The 14,955-nt window shown below is 65.2% G+C and carries 10 protein-coding genes; 1 reads left to right on the top strand and 9 read right to left on the bottom strand.

The features are described from left to right. Nucleotides 1–59 precede the first annotated feature (59 nt). The 4 genes from M3G14_RS00300 to M3G14_RS00285 all read right to left on the bottom strand — a co-directional run bounded on the left by M3G14_RS00300 (nucleotide 60) and on the right by M3G14_RS00285 (nucleotide 8,645). Nucleotides 60–3,485 (bottom strand): bifunctional proline dehydrogenase/L-glutamate gamma-semialdehyde dehydrogenase, encoded by a 3,426-nt coding sequence (locus tag M3G14_RS00300; protein WP_259923798.1) that lies wholly within the window; start codon nucleotides 3,483–3,485, stop codon nucleotides 60–62. A 74-nt stretch (nucleotides 3,486–3,559) separates the two neighbouring features. After that, a complete protein-coding gene (locus M3G14_RS00295; RefSeq protein WP_259923797.1) occupies nucleotides 3,560–4,807 on the bottom strand; it encodes an FAD-binding oxidoreductase in 1,248 nt (415 codons plus the stop codon). Between the two features lie 219 nt (nucleotides 4,808–5,026). Beyond that, nucleotides 5,027–7,555 (bottom strand): RNA helicase, encoded by a 2,529-nt coding sequence (locus tag M3G14_RS00290; RefSeq protein ID WP_259924294.1) that lies wholly within the window; start codon nucleotides 7,553–7,555, stop codon nucleotides 5,027–5,029. Nucleotides 7,556–7,598: 43 nt separating this feature from the next. Continuing rightward, nucleotides 7,599–8,645, bottom strand: coding sequence for a PAC2 family protein (locus M3G14_RS00285; RefSeq protein WP_259923796.1), 1,047 nt, complete (start codon nucleotides 8,643–8,645; stop codon nucleotides 7,599–7,601). Nucleotides 8,646–8,897: 252 nt separating this feature from the next. Between M3G14_RS00285 and M3G14_RS00280 the strand changes: the two genes are divergently transcribed. Further along, a complete protein-coding gene (locus tag M3G14_RS00280) occupies nucleotides 8,898–10,067 on the top strand; it encodes a DUF4192 domain-containing protein (protein WP_259923795.1) in 1,170 nt (389 codons plus the stop codon). Here the strand turns inward: M3G14_RS00280 and galE are convergent. The 5 genes from galE to M3G14_RS00255 form a co-directional block, all read right to left on the bottom strand. Next, nucleotides 10,064–11,029, bottom strand: coding sequence for a UDP-glucose 4-epimerase GalE (gene galE, locus M3G14_RS00275; protein WP_259923793.1), 966 nt, complete (start codon nucleotides 11,027–11,029; stop codon nucleotides 10,064–10,066). The two genes, M3G14_RS00280 and galE, sit on opposite strands and share 4 nt — an antisense overlap. Nucleotides 11,030–11,058: 29 nt before the next feature. Beyond that, complete coding sequence (locus M3G14_RS00270) at nucleotides 11,059–11,748, bottom strand: metal-dependent transcriptional regulator (RefSeq protein WP_259923791.1); 690 nt, start codon at nucleotides 11,746–11,748, stop codon at nucleotides 11,059–11,061. Nucleotides 11,749–11,764: 16 nt separating this feature from the next. Then, a complete protein-coding gene (locus M3G14_RS00265) occupies nucleotides 11,765–12,757 on the bottom strand; it encodes a sigma-70 family RNA polymerase sigma factor (RefSeq protein ID WP_259923790.1) in 993 nt (330 codons plus the stop codon). 207 nt (nucleotides 12,758–12,964) lie between these two features. Beyond that, nucleotides 12,965–13,399 carry a D-aminoacyl-tRNA deacylase gene (gene dtd, locus M3G14_RS00260; protein WP_259923789.1) on the bottom strand — a complete coding sequence of 145 codons (435 nt, stop codon included), beginning with the start codon at nucleotides 13,397–13,399 and terminating at the stop codon, nucleotides 12,965–12,967. 19 nt (nucleotides 13,400–13,418) lie between these two features. Next, nucleotides 13,419–14,954 carry a class I SAM-dependent methyltransferase gene (locus tag M3G14_RS00255; protein WP_259923788.1) on the bottom strand — a complete coding sequence of 512 codons (1,536 nt, stop codon included), beginning with the start codon at nucleotides 14,952–14,954 and terminating at the stop codon, nucleotides 13,419–13,421. Nucleotide 14,955: the final 1 nt, after the last annotated feature.

The following is a 14,955-nucleotide window of genomic DNA, read 5'->3' as shown; positions in this document are numbered from 1 at the left end:
ACACACACGCCAACACCCGCGCGCCAGTGAACCCGGCGCGCGCACAGGCATGCCCGGAACTAGTTGTTGCGTAAGCCCGCAGGGTCACGCAGCACGCCGAAGCGGTGCAGGGTGGCAGAGATTGCTTGTTCGTGGAGGTAGGGCAGGAGCTCGCGGCGGCCGTCGGCAAGCACAGGCCAGTCAAGTACCGCGGTCGCGATATCGCCGTAGAGCGACTCGGGGGCGGCGCCAATGACACGCACCCGTGACGGGGTGCCGGTTACCGCCGACCCGTCGACGTGCACGCCGGCGTCGCGCAGCTCAGGAGCGACCGAGTCCGGCGCGATGACGCGCAGTTGCGTGCCGGTGCGGGCGGCGGCGAGGAGCTGGCGATAGACGTCGCGAAGCGCAAAGCCCTCGCCCACATACAACACGAGCGGCTCGAGCAGCGGGCGGTAGCGGTAGATGTTCGCCTCGGAGCGCAGACCCGCGTAGTCGTGCTCGCGGCCAAACTCGCGCTGCCACGCCAACTCGTCGTACTCGGCGGCGCGGGAGAGCCACCCGAAATCCTCCTCGGAGACGTGGTCTGCGAACCCGCGGAGCACCTCGGCGACATGCGGTGCCACGCTTACACCCGGCGAGGGCACGTCGACGTCGTGCCACGTACCCATCTGCGCAACGTAGTTCGGCCCGCCCGCCTTCGCGCCCGGGCCGACCGAAGACTTCTTCCACCCGCCGAAGGGCTGGCGCTGCACGATCGCACCGGTAATCCCGCGGTTGACGTAGACGTTGCCCGCTTCGACGCGCTCGAGCCAGTAGTTGATCTCGTCGCCGTCGAGGGTGTGCAGGCCGGCGGTGAGTCCGTAGCCGGTGGAGTTTTGCCACTCGATGGCCTCGTCGAGGTCGCGGGCGTGCATGATACCGAGCACCGGGCCGAAGCACTCGTTGAGGTGGAACCAGGAGCCGGGTTGCACGCCGTCGCGGATGCCGGGGGACCAGTAGCGGCCCTCGTCGTCGAGCTGTTTCGGCTCGAGTAGCCAGGTTTCGCCGGGCTCGAGCTGGGTGAGTCCGCGGCGCAGTTTCTCGCCTGGCGCTTCGATGAGTCCGTTCATCGACGTGGTGATGTCGGTGCCGGGGCCGACTTTGAGGGTGCTGGTGGCGTCGAGAAGCTGATTGCGCAGGCGCTCCGAATCGCCGGCGGCGCCAACGAAGATGACGAGGGAGGCGGCGGAGCACTTCTGGCCGGAATGCCCGAACGCGGACTGGTAGAGGTCGGCGATTGCCAGGTCCGGATCCGCCGACGGCGTGATGATCAGCGCGTTTTTGCCGGAGGTCTCAGCCATCACGTTGAGCTGCGGCTTCCAGGAGGTGAACAGCTGCGCGGTGTCGGATGCGCCGGTGAGGATGATCGCATCGACGTCCTCGTGGGTGATGAGGCGCTTGCCGGCCTCGGCTTCGTCGGCGCGCAGGTACTGCACGGTGTTCGGGTCGATGTTGTGCGCCGCGAAGGCTTCGTGGATGCAGTCGACGATAAGTTTCGCGCAGGCAGTGACCTGCGGCGCCGGCTTCACGATGACCGCCGAACCCGCCGCCAGCGCCGCCATGATGCCGCCGGTTGGGATGGCAACCGGGAAGTTCCATGGCGGCACGACCACGGTGAGTCGGTTGGGCTCGAAGCGCCCGCGGATGTCGGCGAGGCGTCGCGCGGAGTCTGCGTAGTAGGCGCAGAAGTCGATGGCCTCCGAAATTTCGGGGTCGGTTTGGTCGACCGTTTTGCCGGCCTCGTTGGCGGCGGTGGCAATGAAGTCGCCGCGGCGCGCGGCGATGACGTCGCCGACGGCTTCGAGTACGGTTGCCCGCTCGTCGGCGCTGAGTGCGCCCCAGTGCTTTTGCTTCTCGACGCCCACACGCACCGCCTCATCCACCCGGGCCGTATCGTGCACTTCCTCGCCAAGATTAAGCGCCGGTGGGCTGGTCAAGTGCTCGATGGCCCATTCGCGGTTGGCGCGCAGCGCGGGGTTGGTATCCGGTTCGTTGAGGAAGCGGCCGGCGTGTGCGCTCGCGCTCGCGGTGGCGCGGGCGGACTCCTGCGCGCGGTCCTGGGTGTGGCGCGGCCCGGCGGGCACCTCGTGGCGGGTGGCGACCGCGTTGCGGAAGACCTGCTCCTGTGCTTTAAGTGGGGTCAGCTCGCCGTGCGCATGGCCGGGCTCGTCGGGGGCGAACAGTGCGTACAGGAAGTTCTGCGGTGCGGCGTTTTCCTCGAGGCGGCGCACGAGGTAGGAGACTGCGACGTCGAAATCTTCCTTGTGCACGACCGGTGTGTAGAGGATTTGCCTGCCGTAGGCGCGGCGCACCGTCGTTTGCTGGGCCGGGGACATGCCTTGGAGCATTTCGGAGTCGATCATCTGGCTGACGCCGCGCTCGGCTGCGAGTTCCTTGGCGAAGGCAGCCGTAAACAGGTTATGGGTGGCCACACCGATGGAGATGGCGTCGGCGAACTCTGGTCGCAAGATGGTGTCGAGGAGGCGGTAGTAGTTCGCGTCGACGTCCTGTTTGGTTGGGTACGGTGCCTGCGGCCAGCCTTGCAGCTCCGCGTGCGCGCGCTCCATGGACAAGTTTGCGCCCTTGACCAGACGGATCTTGATCTTTGCGCCGCCTGCTGCGACACGTTGTGTGGCAAACTCGGCCAGCTCCTCGAGCGCGGCGAGGGTGTCCGGTAGGTAGGCCTGCAGGACGATGCCGCCCTCGTAGTCGCGGAACTCTTCCTCCGCGAGCAGCTGAGTAAACACGGCAATGGTCAGGTGCAGGTCGTGGTATTCCTCCATGTCCATGTTGAGAAAGACGCGCGGGCTGCGGTCGCGTGCAGCGCGGTATAGCGGGCGGATGCGGTCTTTGACGCGCTCGACGCTGCCGTCGAAGTCCCAAGGGTTGAGCTGCGCGACCATCGAGGAGGCCTTGACGGATACGTAGGTCACGCGCGGATTGCGGATCAGCGCGCCCGTGCGCTCGGCGCGGTCGGTGGCTTCGCCTTCGCCGAGGACGGCCTCGCCAAGCAGGTTGAGGTTGAGCTCCTCCCCGCGCTCCGCGGCGCGATCGAGCAGCCCGTTGAGCGCGTCGGATTCTGCGTCGAGGACGAGGTGACCGACGAGCTGGCGCAGGCGGGCGCGAGCGGCGGGAATGACCACCTTCGGCAGGATTGGGCCGACGAACGCGCCGAGCCCGACGAGAAGGCCGTTGATTTGCCCGAGGAAGGAGGCGTCGATACCCGAAGTGATCGAGCGCAAGGCACGCGCGGCGACGCGGTCGTCTTCGGGGCGCATGACGCGGTCGACGAAGTCCATGGTGAAGCGGACGCCGTCGTCGTCGCGAAGCAGGGCGGCGAGTTGCTGGGTCTGGGAGTCGTTTGCGTCTTCTTCGGCGGTTTCCGCGATCCAGGCGTGGGCCTGTGCGGCGGCGGCCTCGATGGCGGCATCGAAGGCGTCGAAGTCGTTGACAGAATTAGCCATGGGGTGCTCCTTGAAACGGTGACATGGGCGTGAAAAGGCCCGCCTGGGCGTAAAGGCGCAAGCGGGCAGACGGGTTACAGCCCAGCGAAGGGGCTGCGCAGCGGGTCGAAGGGGGCGATGGTGTGGTCGATCTCGCCGGTGGCGATCTGCTTTGCCAGCATCTTGCCGGAGAGCGGGCCAAGGATAATGCCCCACATGCCGTGGCCGCCGTTGGTGTAGACGTTCGGGGCCTTGGTCGCGCCGACCAGCGGCAGACCGTCCGGGGTGACGGGGCGGGAGCCGACCCACTCGTCCTGGCGGTCGTCCCAGTTGATGCCGCGGAACATCGGTGCGGTGGCGTGGATCATCGAGGCAACGCGCCCGGGCTGGAAGGCTTCGTCGGGTCCGCGGAATTCCATGGTGCCCGCGACGCGGAGGCGTCCCTGGTAAGGAGTGCAGGCGATCTTCTGTTCCGGCAGGTAGACCGGGCACTCGGGGGTCTTCTCGGTCTCGACGCTGAAGGAGTAGCCACGGCCGGCCTGCACCATGGTGGTGACGCCGAGCTCGCGCGCGAGGTCCGGCATCCATGCGCCGGTGGCGACTACGACGACGTCGGCGGGCTTCCACTCGCCGGTGGACAGCTGCACTGCCGGCTTGCGGGTGGAGGTGACCTTGGTGACTTCTACGCCGGTGGTGATGGTGCCGCCGCGAGATGTAAAGGAGTCGGCGATGGCCTGGCAGTACGGACCGGGCTCGATGAAGCGCTGGCCGTCCATCTTGTAGATGGCCTTTACGTTGTCGGTGAGCATGGGGGCGTGCTCGCGTGCCTCGTCCAGGGTGACGGGGTGGAAGGGGATTTCCTGGCCGTGGCGGACGGCGCCGTCGACCTCCTTGAGGAAGCCCTTGGCCTGGCTCTCCGATTCAAAGCCGATGATGTAAGGCGCGCGGTAGGACTTGGAGGCCACGCCGCCTTCTTCGAGCTCGTCGAAGGCCGCGAGCGAAGCCAGGTCGGCCGGGGTCAGCCCTGCCATGGTCTTGTCCCAGGCGCGCTGGGTGGCGTGCGCCATGAACTGTGCGCAGAAGGCCCAGAGCTTCGGGTCGATGCGCATCGGCACTGAGAGCGCCGCGTTGCGGTCGAACAGCGCGGTGGGGCCGTAAGCCCAGAGGCTGGAGTTGGACAGCGGAATGGTTTTGCCGGGGGCCAGCCAGCCGGCGTTGCCCCAGGAGGAGCCTCCTGCGACGCCGATTTTGTCGAGGACTTCCACCTCGTAGCCGTATTCTTGCAAGAACCATGCGGTGGAAAGTCCGGTCATGCCTGCGCCGATGACGATCGCACGAGTCACTTGTGTTTCTCCTCACGAATCTGCGGATTGTGTTGCGAACAACAATGTACCGCAGGCCCGCGAACGCTCACGTATCGTTCGCTACGTGATTCTCCGGAAGCGCATAAAGTTTGAAGATTTGGGTTTTATGCGCATAATAGCGCGGTTGGCACAGCTCAGGTACCTGTCTATACACAGATATGGGGCATGCTTTTCGACGCCCCACTACCCCCAAACGGGCTAATCCGCCCGGAGTTCCAGACGTGCAAGCCTTACCTCACCCGCCGCATCGGAGGCATCAAGGTCCACGACACCGTGGAATTGGAAGGCGTTGTCGCCCTCCGGATCCTTGAGAATCTGGGTGACGTGCCACTGCCTCCCGGTGGTCTCGCCGAGTCGGAAGTACTCTGGGCCGCGCGCGTGTGGCCCGGTATCCACATCGTCGTACTCGTCGAAGTAGTCGTCCATGCCGGCGGGGAAGTCTGGGCGTTCGTCGGGTTCGAGGTAGGCAAACATCTCCTCGAGCTTCTCTTCCTCTTCGTAGGCGAAAAGCTGGGCGAGGCGGAAGAAGTAGTTGCGCACCATGATGGTAAACGCGCGTCGATTAGCGGTAAGCGCGTTGGGGTCCTCGACGCCGAAGGCGAGCTCCCGGTCCAAGGTGGCCTGGTCGATGGGGGAGTCTTCGTCGGCCATGTGGGCCCACTCGTCGATAAGCGAAGAATCCACTTGGCGGATGAGCTCGCCAAGCCAGACAATGATGTCCTCGAGCTCCTCGGTCAAGTGCGCCTCGGGTACCGAGTGTGACAGGGTGCGCCAGGCGTCGGTGAGGTAGCGCAGCACCACGCCCTCGCTGCGCGCGAGCCCGTAGGTGGCGATGAGGTCGGAGAAGGTCATGGCGTGCTCGATCATGTCGCGCACCACGGACTTCGGCGAAAGCTCGAACTCCTTGGCCCAGGGGTTGCCCTGGCAGAAGGTGTCAAAGGCTTCGTCGAGTTCCTCGGCCAGTGGTTTGGGGTAGGTGACGTCCTCGATGAGCGCCATTCTCTCGGTGTAGTCGACCCCGTCGGCCTTCAGCGCCGCGATCTCCTCGCCGCGGGCCGCGGATTGCTGGGCCTGGAGCAGCTGACGCGGATCGTCCAGGATGGCCTCGAAGGTGGAAATCACGTCGAGGGCGTAGGTGTCCGACTCTGGGTCGAGGATGGTTAAAAAGGCAAGTGCGAAGGGGGACAGTGGCTGGTTGAGCGCGAAGTCGCGGTCCAGCTCCGTGGTCAGGGTGTAGGGGCGGTATGCCGGCGAGTCCGGGGTGCGCTCGACCACGCCCGCGTTGATCAGGCCGCGGAAAAGGTCCACGGCGGTGAGGATGTCGCGGTTCTGCTTCGCGCGGGTGTCGTGGTTGGTGCGCAAAAGGTGGCGCATGTGCTCGTAGCCGTCGCCCGGGCGGGCCACGACGTTGAGCAGCATTGAGTTGGACACGGAAAACTGGCTCGTCAGCTCCTCCGGCTCCGCAGTCGTGAGCCGGTTAAACGTGTTCTCGGACCACGAGACCTCGCCCTCGCGGGCGGCTTTCTTGCGCAGCTTCTTGCGCTTCTTCGGGTCGTCGCCGGCCTTGCGACGCAACTTGACGTTTTCAATCTCGTGTTCGGGGGCCTGGACGACGACGGTGCCTTCGGTGTCAAAGCCGGCGCGGCCTGCCCGTCCCGCGATCTGGTGGAATTCGCGCGATTTCAAGACGCGCTGGCGCGTGCCGTCGTACTTAGCCAAACCAGTCATCACCACGGTGCGGATGGGCACGTTGATACCCACGCCCAGCGTGTCGGTGCCGCAAATGACCTTCAGCAGGCCGGTTTGCGAAAGACGCTCGACCAAGCGGCGGTACTTCGGCAGCATGCCTGCGTGGTGGATGCCGATGCCGCGGCGCACCAGTTTCGACAGCGTCTTGCCGAAGGTGGTGGTGAAGCGGAAATCGCCGATCTCGGCGGCGATGCGTTGCTTCTCCTCATCGGTAATGATCTTCATACTGGTCAGCGCTTGCGCACGCTCGGTGGCCTCGCGCTGCGAGAAGTGGACGACGTAGATGGGGGCTTTGCCGTCGGCAAGCAGCTGCTCGATCGTCTCGTGGATCGGAGTGAACACGTAGTGGAAATCGAGCGGGACCGGCCGCTGCGAGCCACCCACGTAGGTGGTTTCGCGGCCTGTGCGTTCGGTGAGGTCTTTTTCCAGCCACGCCGTGTCGCCGAGAGTCGCCGACATGAGCAAAAACTGCGCCTTTGGCAGCTCGAGCAGCGGTACTTGCCACGCCCACCCGCGGTCCGGCTCGGAGTAGTAGTGGAACTCGTCCATCACCACCTGGTCGATCCGCGCGTTCGCGCCCTCGCGCAGCGCAATGTTGGCCACGATCTCGGCAGTGGCTGCGATGATCGGGGCGGAACCGTTGACGGTCGCGTCGCCGGTCATCATGCCGACGTTTTCCGCCCCGAAAATCTCGCACAGGGAGAAGAACTTTTCGCTCACCAACGCCTTAATTGGCGCGGTGTAGAAGGTGCGCTGCCCCCGCGCCAGCGCGATGAAGTGGGCCGCGTTGGCCACCATCGACTTTCCGGAGCCCGTTGGGGTAGCCAGAATGACGTTGTCTCCCGCCAACAGTGCCAGCGAGGCTTCCTCCTGCGCGGGGTATAGCGAGATCCCGCGGGATGCAGTCCAGGCGGTGAAGGAATCCCACACCGCTTCGTCGATAAGCGGGGCGGGCACATCGGTGAGATCGGCGAGCATGTCAGATAAAGTCACGCCACCCACCGTAGTCGAGCGATTCGGGCTACTCCTCGTCCGCCGGCGGGTCCTGATCGTCCGGGTCGATGAGGAAGTGCTCCATGAGCAGATTGTTCTCATCGTCGCCGAAAGGCAGGCTCAGCTGCTGCTCGTCCTGGCCCAGCACGCGGTCGCGGTCCTCGATGGCGGTGAGGTAGTTCTCAAACGCCTCGCTGATTTCCTCACCGCTGGGCACCTGCGCCTCGCCCGGCATCATCGCCTGCGGGTGGCGCTCGCGGTACTCGCTCATCTCCTTGTCGTAGTGCTCCTCCAGGGCGTGCACCACGTGCGCAATCTCAGCTGAGCCCTCCATCTGCTCGGTGAGCTGCTTGGTTACCCGGCTGATATCGCTTTCGATGGCACGCAGTGGGAACTGCAGCTTCGTCGCGTCCTCGATGGACTGCAACAGCTGGAACGTGGCGTGCGGGTAGGGCGAAGAGGCAACGTAGTGCGGCACGTGCGCCGTGAAGCCCGCCACCGGCTTACCGCGCTTGTGCAGCTCGCGTTCAATGAGGATGGAGGCCGCGCCAGGCACGGTGACCATCCCGTCGAAGGTGTACATGCGGCCCACGAGCTCGGCGTTGTTGCCGTGCGCGGAGACCACCAGGGGGCGGGTGTGCGGCGCGCCCATTGGCGCAGCGTAGAGGCAAATCGTCTTCGAGACGTCGAAGCGCTGCACAAGATCGCCCACCGCCTTGCTAAACGCCTCCCACTTCAGGTCAGGCTCCGGCCCAGACAGTAGGAGGAAAGACGTCCCCGCCGTATCGCGTAAGACGCGCAGATCCAGCTGCAAGTCATCGATATCTGTGATCTCGTGCTGCGAAATGGTCACCGCGGGGCGCCGCGAGCGGTAATCAACAAGCTCGTCGTTGCTAAACGTCGCCAGCGTGCGGGACTCCAGCGCCGCCTTGAGGTGCTCGGCTGCGCCCTCCACGGCGTGGCCGGCGTCGGCGTAGCCCTGCATCGCAATAATCAACGCCGGGCCGGAGGCATCGTTGCCGCCGACCGAGGGCGACGGGTATTCAAGTTCGTACATGCGAGACGTGTCAGACATGTGCTTCCTCCTCTAACTCGTGTCATGCGCGAGCGTCCCCGGCTTGCGTGACAGCTACTTCGTAACAGTGTTCGTATTAGTTACCACAACAGCCCCGCGGGTCCGCCTATTCCAGGGCTGCGCCCAAGGCTGTGTACGCCTGGGGAAACCCGGCCGCGCAGAAGTGGCAACAAGTTTAGCGCCTGGAGACTGCTTTATGACGAATTCGCACGCCGAGGGAACCGGCACGGCAGTTTCTGCGTCCAATAATGCATGACTGAATCACATACCAACGCACACCGTCCCATCAATGACCGTTCCTACGGCCCCGGCGAGCTCATCGCATGCGTTCCCGGCGCCTTGGGCTTCTACCCGCAAGAATCGCTCGTGCTTATCGGCCTGGAGCGCAGCGGACCGGACCCTTCCGCGTTCGCTCTCGGGCCGATCGTCCGCGCAGACCTCGGCAGCGGCGAGCAGCTCGAGTACGCGCTGCGCGCCCTCGAGCTCGCCGGTCAAGACATCCATCTGGCCATCATCGTCACCAGGATCCCCAACTCTCGCCTCGCGCTCGAGGCCGCCTACTTCCTCGAGCATTCGGGCAGCGAGCGCGTCCCCGGTATCGCCGCGTGCTGGCACGTCTCGGAGATCGCTTCGGGCACGCCGTACACCCTGCTTTTCGACGCCGCCGGCGCCTCCGCGGCCAACACCAACACCATCGAGCCGGACGCCCCGCCGGAGTACTACACCGGTACCGTCCCCTCCGTCGTCGGTGCGCCGACGATGCGTGGACTCTTGCAAAACGGGCTGCTCCCGGAACTCAACCGCGAAGAGATCGCGCTGCATTTCGAGTCGGCATCGGCAGCGGACACGAGGCGTTGCGAAGCACTCTACGAAGCGGCGTATGCCCAGGGGCGTGAACTCACCGAGCACCGCTTCACCCGCCCAGATGCGCTCTTCGACGCGGCTGAGCGTGGTTGCGAGATGCTGAACCCGCATCGGGGAGGTAGCGCGGAGCAGGCCGGGGCGTTCCCCGCAGGCACCGGCGCCAAACCGGTCACGCTCGCAGACTGCTTCGCAAGCGATGAGGACGTACAGCTCCTCGCGGCGCTGTTGTCACACAGTCACCTGCGCGACAGCCTTATCGTGGACATCGTGGAAAATCCAGAAACCGCGGCCCGGCTCTTGTTGAGTATCGCCCGCAACTTCACCGGCGTGATCCGCGCGAATGCCTTGAGCCTGTGGGCGATCGCCGCAGTAGAAAGCGGGCTGGAGCCCTGGGCGTTCGCTGCGCTGCGCGCCGCGCAAGACGAGGTCCCCGGGCACTCGCTGTCCGCGATACAGCGCCAGCTCATGGCGATCGGCGAGTGGGAGGGCATGCTCGATACTGCTGTCGCGGGCTGCCGTCTGCTCTGGGAGGAACTTGAAGATAACTGCGCGGCTTAGCGCTCGTTGTGGGAAGTGGTAAACGCCCAGGCGTCTTCGACGATACGGCGCAGATCTGTCCGCGTCGGGTTCCACCCCAACTCGCGTTTGATTTTCTCAGAGGACGCGATGAGCACCGCCGGGTCGCCGGCGCGGCGGGGAGCCACCTCTGCGGGGATGGCGTGGCCGGTGACCTCCCGGCACATCTCAACGACCTGGCGCACGGAGTAGCCGTCGCCGGAGCCGAGGTTGTAGATGGAGTGGGTGCCGGGCGTGTTCGCGTTCAGCGCGAGCACGTGGGCGTCGGCGAGGTCGCGGACGTGAATGTAGTCGCGCACGCAGGTGCCGTCGGCGGTGGGCCAGTCGTCGCCGAACATTTTGATCGCGTCGCGCTGGCCGAGTGCGACCTGCAGGACGATGGGGATCAGGTGTGTTTCGGTGCGGTGTAGCTCGCCATAGTTGCCGTACGCGCCAGCGACGTTGAAGTAGCGAAGGCTCGTCGCGCCGATGCCGTAGGCCTGGCAGTAGGAGGAAATTGCGTAGTCGATGGCGAGCTTAGTTGCCCCGTACGGGTTCGTTGGGCGGGTTGCCGCGTCCTCGGTAATCGGGACAGTGTCTGGCTCGCCATACGTTGCTGCGGTGGAGGAGAAGACGAGCGAACGCACGCCGTGGCGGCGCATCGCGTTGAGGAGGAACAGGGTGACCTCAAAGTTGTCGCGCCAGTACTCGTCCGGCACCTCCACGGATTCGCCAACGAGCGAGCGGGCGGCGAAGTGCAGCACGCCGTCGATATCGCCCGGCTTGAGCACCTCGTCAATGACGTCGTTGATGCGGCCCTCCACGAGCGTGGCACCGGCGGGCACCGCGCTGCGGTTACCGGTACTGAAGTCGTCGACCACGATCACGTCGTGGCCGGACTCAACGAGCACGGCGGCGCACACGCTGCCGACGTAGCCGGCACCGCCGGTGACAACAAGCTTCATGAACGTGAACTCTCTCTTCCCGGTGTGGACTATTCACTCACACGCACTCGCAGGGCGTGCGAGAGTTCAGGGCTCAGCGTGAACGCCTCGCCCTGCGAGGTGGTGAGCGTCAGTGATTCGTCTTCTTCCCGCTCAAGCGTCACCGTGTCGCCGACGAGGCGGGCGACATCGAGCGCGGGCGAGACGGTGGCGGATAGCTGCTGGAGAATCTCGCTGATCTGCACCACGACCGCCTGCGTGGGCTCGGCAAGCTCAAGGTCGGCGGCGCGCTTACCGTATGCGGTTTCCGAGCTCGGGGTCGCTCCCAGCTTTTCCAAGGCAGGAATAGGATTGCCGAAAGGGGAGCGGGTGGGATTGTCCAGCACAGCGACGACGCGTCGCTCGACCTCCTCGCTCATGACGTGCTCCCAGCGGCAGGCCTCGTCGTGGACGTGGGAAGGATCGAGCTGCAGGACGTCGGTAAGCAAAAGCTCGGCGAGTCGGTGCTTGCGCATCACCGCAGTCGCGCGCTCGCGCCCGGCCGGTGTGAGGGTCAGCGAGCGGTCCGGCTGTACAACGAGGAAGCCATCGCGCTCGATTCGCGCTACGGTCTGCGACACCGTGGGACCCGACTGCTCGAGGCGCTCGGCGATGCGGGCGCGCAATGGCGTGATGCCTTCCTCTTCGAGCTCGTAGACCGTACGCAGATACATTTCGGTCGTGTCGACCAAATCACGCATGTGTTCTCCCCTTGTATTAGGCGTAATCGCGCAGGCGCTCGGCGCGGTCGCCGACGCGCAGCTTCGCCATCACTTCGCGCTCAATCTGGCGTACGCGCTCGCGCGAGAGGCCAAATTGGCGCCCGATCTGATCCAGCGTGCGTGGCACGCCATCGGTCAAACCGTAGCGCATCCGGATCACGTCCTGCTCGCGCTCCTCGAGTCCGTTGATGATGTCCTGGATATCGTCGTGGCGCAGCGTAGAAACCACCGCGTCTTCCGCGTCGGTGGCCTCCGCGTCCTCGATGAAATCGCCCAACGGGGCTTCCTCGTCAGCGCCGACAGGCATATCGAGACTCACCGGGTCACGCGATTGGCGCAGCAGCATTTCGATCTTCGACTCTTCGATGCCGGATTCCTCCGACAACTCGTCGTTGGTGGGCTCGCGGCCGAGCGACTGGTACATCTCGCGGCGGATGCGGGAAAGCTTGTTGACCTGCTCGACCAGGTGCACTGGGAGGCGGATGGTGCGCGACTGGTCAGCCATCCCGCGGGTAATGGCCTGGCGGATCCACCACGTGGCGTAGGTGGAGAACTTGAAGCCCTTGGCGTAGTCGAATTTCTCCATGGCGCGGATCAGGCCCAGGTTGCCTTCCTGGATGAGGTCCAGCAACGGCATGCCGCGACCCGTGTAGCGCTTGGCCAGCGAAACCACCAGTCGCAGGTTGGCCTCGAGCAGGTGGGAGCGTGCCTTGCGGCCTTCTTTGGCCAGAATTTTCAGGTCACGCTTCTTCGCGCGTGTCAGCTTCACCTCGGGGTCGTCCAGGAGGTGTTGGGCGTAGAGCCCGACTTCAATCCTCTGCGCCAGCTCGACTTCTTCTTCCGCGTTCAACAGCGCGGTCTTGCCGATACCGTTGAGGTAGACACGGACGAGATCTGCCGACGGATTGTCATTCGTCTGGTTGCGACGACTTCCGCGGTCCACATTGTCTTCGTTTGCCGCCTCGCGAGAGTGGTCCGGCTGAGTCATGAAGAGCTGCCTCCTTGAGGTTTCGAACCATCCGAACCCACAAAAGGTTCAGTCTTATACGTCAAACGGAGCAACGCGCCCGATTGTTCCGGCTTGAGTAGATATTATTCAAGGCCCCGCCGATTCGCGCCACTGACAGGATTGCCCCAGGGGATTCACCCCTAGAACGTGGGTGGCAGGCAGGAACTGTTGCGGTGCGGCCCCGCATTAGGCCTCAACGAGCACCGTGAAGGGGCCGCTGTTGACGCTTTCGACGTCCATCATCGCCCCGAAACGCCCTTCCTCCACGGTGATCCCGCGTTCGCGCAGCGCCTCCGCGATCTTCGCGATCACCGGCTCGGCGACCTCGCCCGGTGCAGCATCAGACCACGAGGGACGCCGTCCCTTCGCGGTGCGCCCCATCAGCGTGAACTGGCTGACCAGCAGGACCGGCGCGCCGGCATCGTGGACGGAGCGTTCCCCCTCGAGGATGCGCAGTTCGGCAATTTTGCGCGCGACGGTCTCCCACGCCTGGGGGTCGTCCTCGCGCCCCACACCTACCAGCGCGAGGATTCCGCCTGTTTCGGGGCAATCGATTGCGCCGACCACCTCACCATCGACGGTGACGCTTGCACGGGTGACTCGAGTGAGTACTGCTTTCATTGTCTACGTCCTTTCTTCACTATTCCGCCACGAGCTCCGCGGGCAGGACAAGGCCGTGCCGCACCAGATCGACCACAATGCGCACCACGGACTGCTCCAGCTCGCCGACATCGCCAATGCTTTGCGACGCCGCGAGCAACCCAACCACGTCACGCAAAGGCAAACCGTGCGGGTGAAGCCCGGAAAGCAGGGAGCGCACGGCGGTGTCGATCTCGTGGCTAAAGCGCGGTCCCTCTGTGCGCGTGATGCGGGTGACCTCCGCCGCAAAGCCCATGCCCGTTTCGGTATCGGCGAGACTGACCTCTTCCAGCGCAACTGAGGGGCGCACCATGTAGGTGGCGTCGAGTACAGCATCCGCGTCGGCATCTCGCAGCCACGCCGCGCGTAAGAAATACTCCTCGACCTCGGGGCCAAGTGGGTCCTCGAAGGGGTGGGCAAGCTCCTCCGCGGTAATTTCGGACGGGCGGTCGCCGATGACGCGTAAGAAGATCCAGCCGAATCCGATCGACTCAACCTCATGCGCACGGAAGTACTCCAGCCAGCGCTGGGTTCGCGCGATGCCTTCCGGGGAGCGGACGTCGATCGATTCGTCGCGCAACCAGGTGGACACGTATTGACCTGGGTCCACCTCGTCGCGCTGCAGCACCCACGCCGACACACCCTGGGCGGGCAGCCACGATGCCACCCGCTGGCGCCAGCTCTGACCCCGGACGTGCGCCCACGCGCCCAGGATGCAGGCGGTGCCACCCTCTGTGAGGTGGTTTGCGGCCTCGCGAGCGACCAGCTCGCTCGCCCCGTCGAGATCCAGGCCCGAGTCGCGGTAGACGTGCCCAACTTCCGCCGGCCCCACCACAAACGGCGGGTTCGCCACAATGCGGTCGAAACGCTCACCGACAACCGGCGCAAACCACGGCCCCTCGCGCAGCTCAACGTTGTCGACATGATTGGCGGTGAAGGTGGCGTCGGCAAGCGTGAGAGCCCGCGGGTGCACATCGGTGGCAACTACCTGCTTGGCGCACGTTGCCTGTGCCAGTGCCTGGACGCCGGAGCCAGTGCCGAGGTCGAGGACGCGCTCGACAGGGGTGGTGGGCGTCGCTTGCAGCAGCGACAGCGAAGCCGCTCCAACCCCGAGCACGTGATCGGGGCCGGGAACGTAAGCGGTCATCGAGGCGTCGAGGTCAGAGATGACGAAGCGTTCAGCACCCGCCAGCACGTGCGGGCGAATGTCGAGCGCGACCGCGAAGCTGCCCGCGGGCTCGGCGGAGGAGAACACGCCGGCGTCGATGCACAGTTGCACGAGCTCGGGAGTGAGCAATGCGTCCAACTCGGCGCGTGGCGACGGCACACGCACCAAGAACACGCGGATAAGTTGCGAAAGCTCGGAATCCCCGGAATTCCTGCATGCCTCGAGCACCACGCCCGGCTCACCCCGGTACAGCGCCGCAGTAGCCGCCGGGCCCAGATGCGCAGCGATACCGTCTGCGGTGCACCCAGCGTCGTGCAGCGCTGCAGCAAGCTCGCGCGCAGCCTGTCGAAGGTCGGAGGTGGCGCCCATC

Source organism: Corynebacterium sp. p3-SID1056 (assembly GCF_025152525.1).
In the GTDB taxonomy this organism is placed as follows: domain Bacteria; phylum Actinomycetota; class Actinomycetes; order Mycobacteriales; family Mycobacteriaceae; genus Corynebacterium.
Note: the sequence above shows the minus strand (reverse complement) of the source record. Positions and strands in the feature narration are given on the sequence as shown.

Excerpts from the sequence above, each read along its gene's own strand:
- M3G14_RS00280 (WP_259923795.1), top strand. The coding sequence starts at position 8,898 with ATGACTGAATCACATACCAACGCACACCGTCCCATCAATGACCGTTCC.
- M3G14_RS00285 (WP_259923796.1), bottom strand. The coding sequence starts at position 8,645 with ATGTCTGACACGTCTCGCATGTACGAACTTGAATACCCGTCGCCCTCG.
- M3G14_RS00255 (WP_259923788.1), bottom strand. The coding sequence starts at position 14,954 with ATGGGCGCCACCTCCGACCTTCGACAGGCTGCGCGCGAGCTTGCTGCA.
- M3G14_RS00265 (WP_259923790.1), bottom strand. The coding sequence starts at position 12,757 with ATGACTCAGCCGGACCACTCTCGCGAGGCGGCAAACGAAGACAATGTG.
- dtd (WP_259923789.1), bottom strand. The coding sequence starts at position 13,399 with ATGAAAGCAGTACTCACTCGAGTCACCCGTGCAAGCGTCACCGTCGAT.
- M3G14_RS00270 (WP_259923791.1), bottom strand. The coding sequence starts at position 11,748 with ATGCGTGATTTGGTCGACACGACCGAAATGTATCTGCGTACGGTCTAC.
- M3G14_RS00300 (WP_259923798.1), bottom strand. The coding sequence starts at position 3,485 with ATGGCTAATTCTGTCAACGACTTCGACGCCTTCGATGCCGCCATCGAG.
- M3G14_RS00290 (WP_259924294.1), bottom strand. The coding sequence starts at position 7,555 with ATGCTCGCCGATCTCACCGATGTGCCCGCCCCGCTTATCGACGAAGCG.
- galE (WP_259923793.1), bottom strand. The coding sequence starts at position 11,029 with ATGAAGCTTGTTGTCACCGGCGGTGCCGGCTACGTCGGCAGCGTGTGC.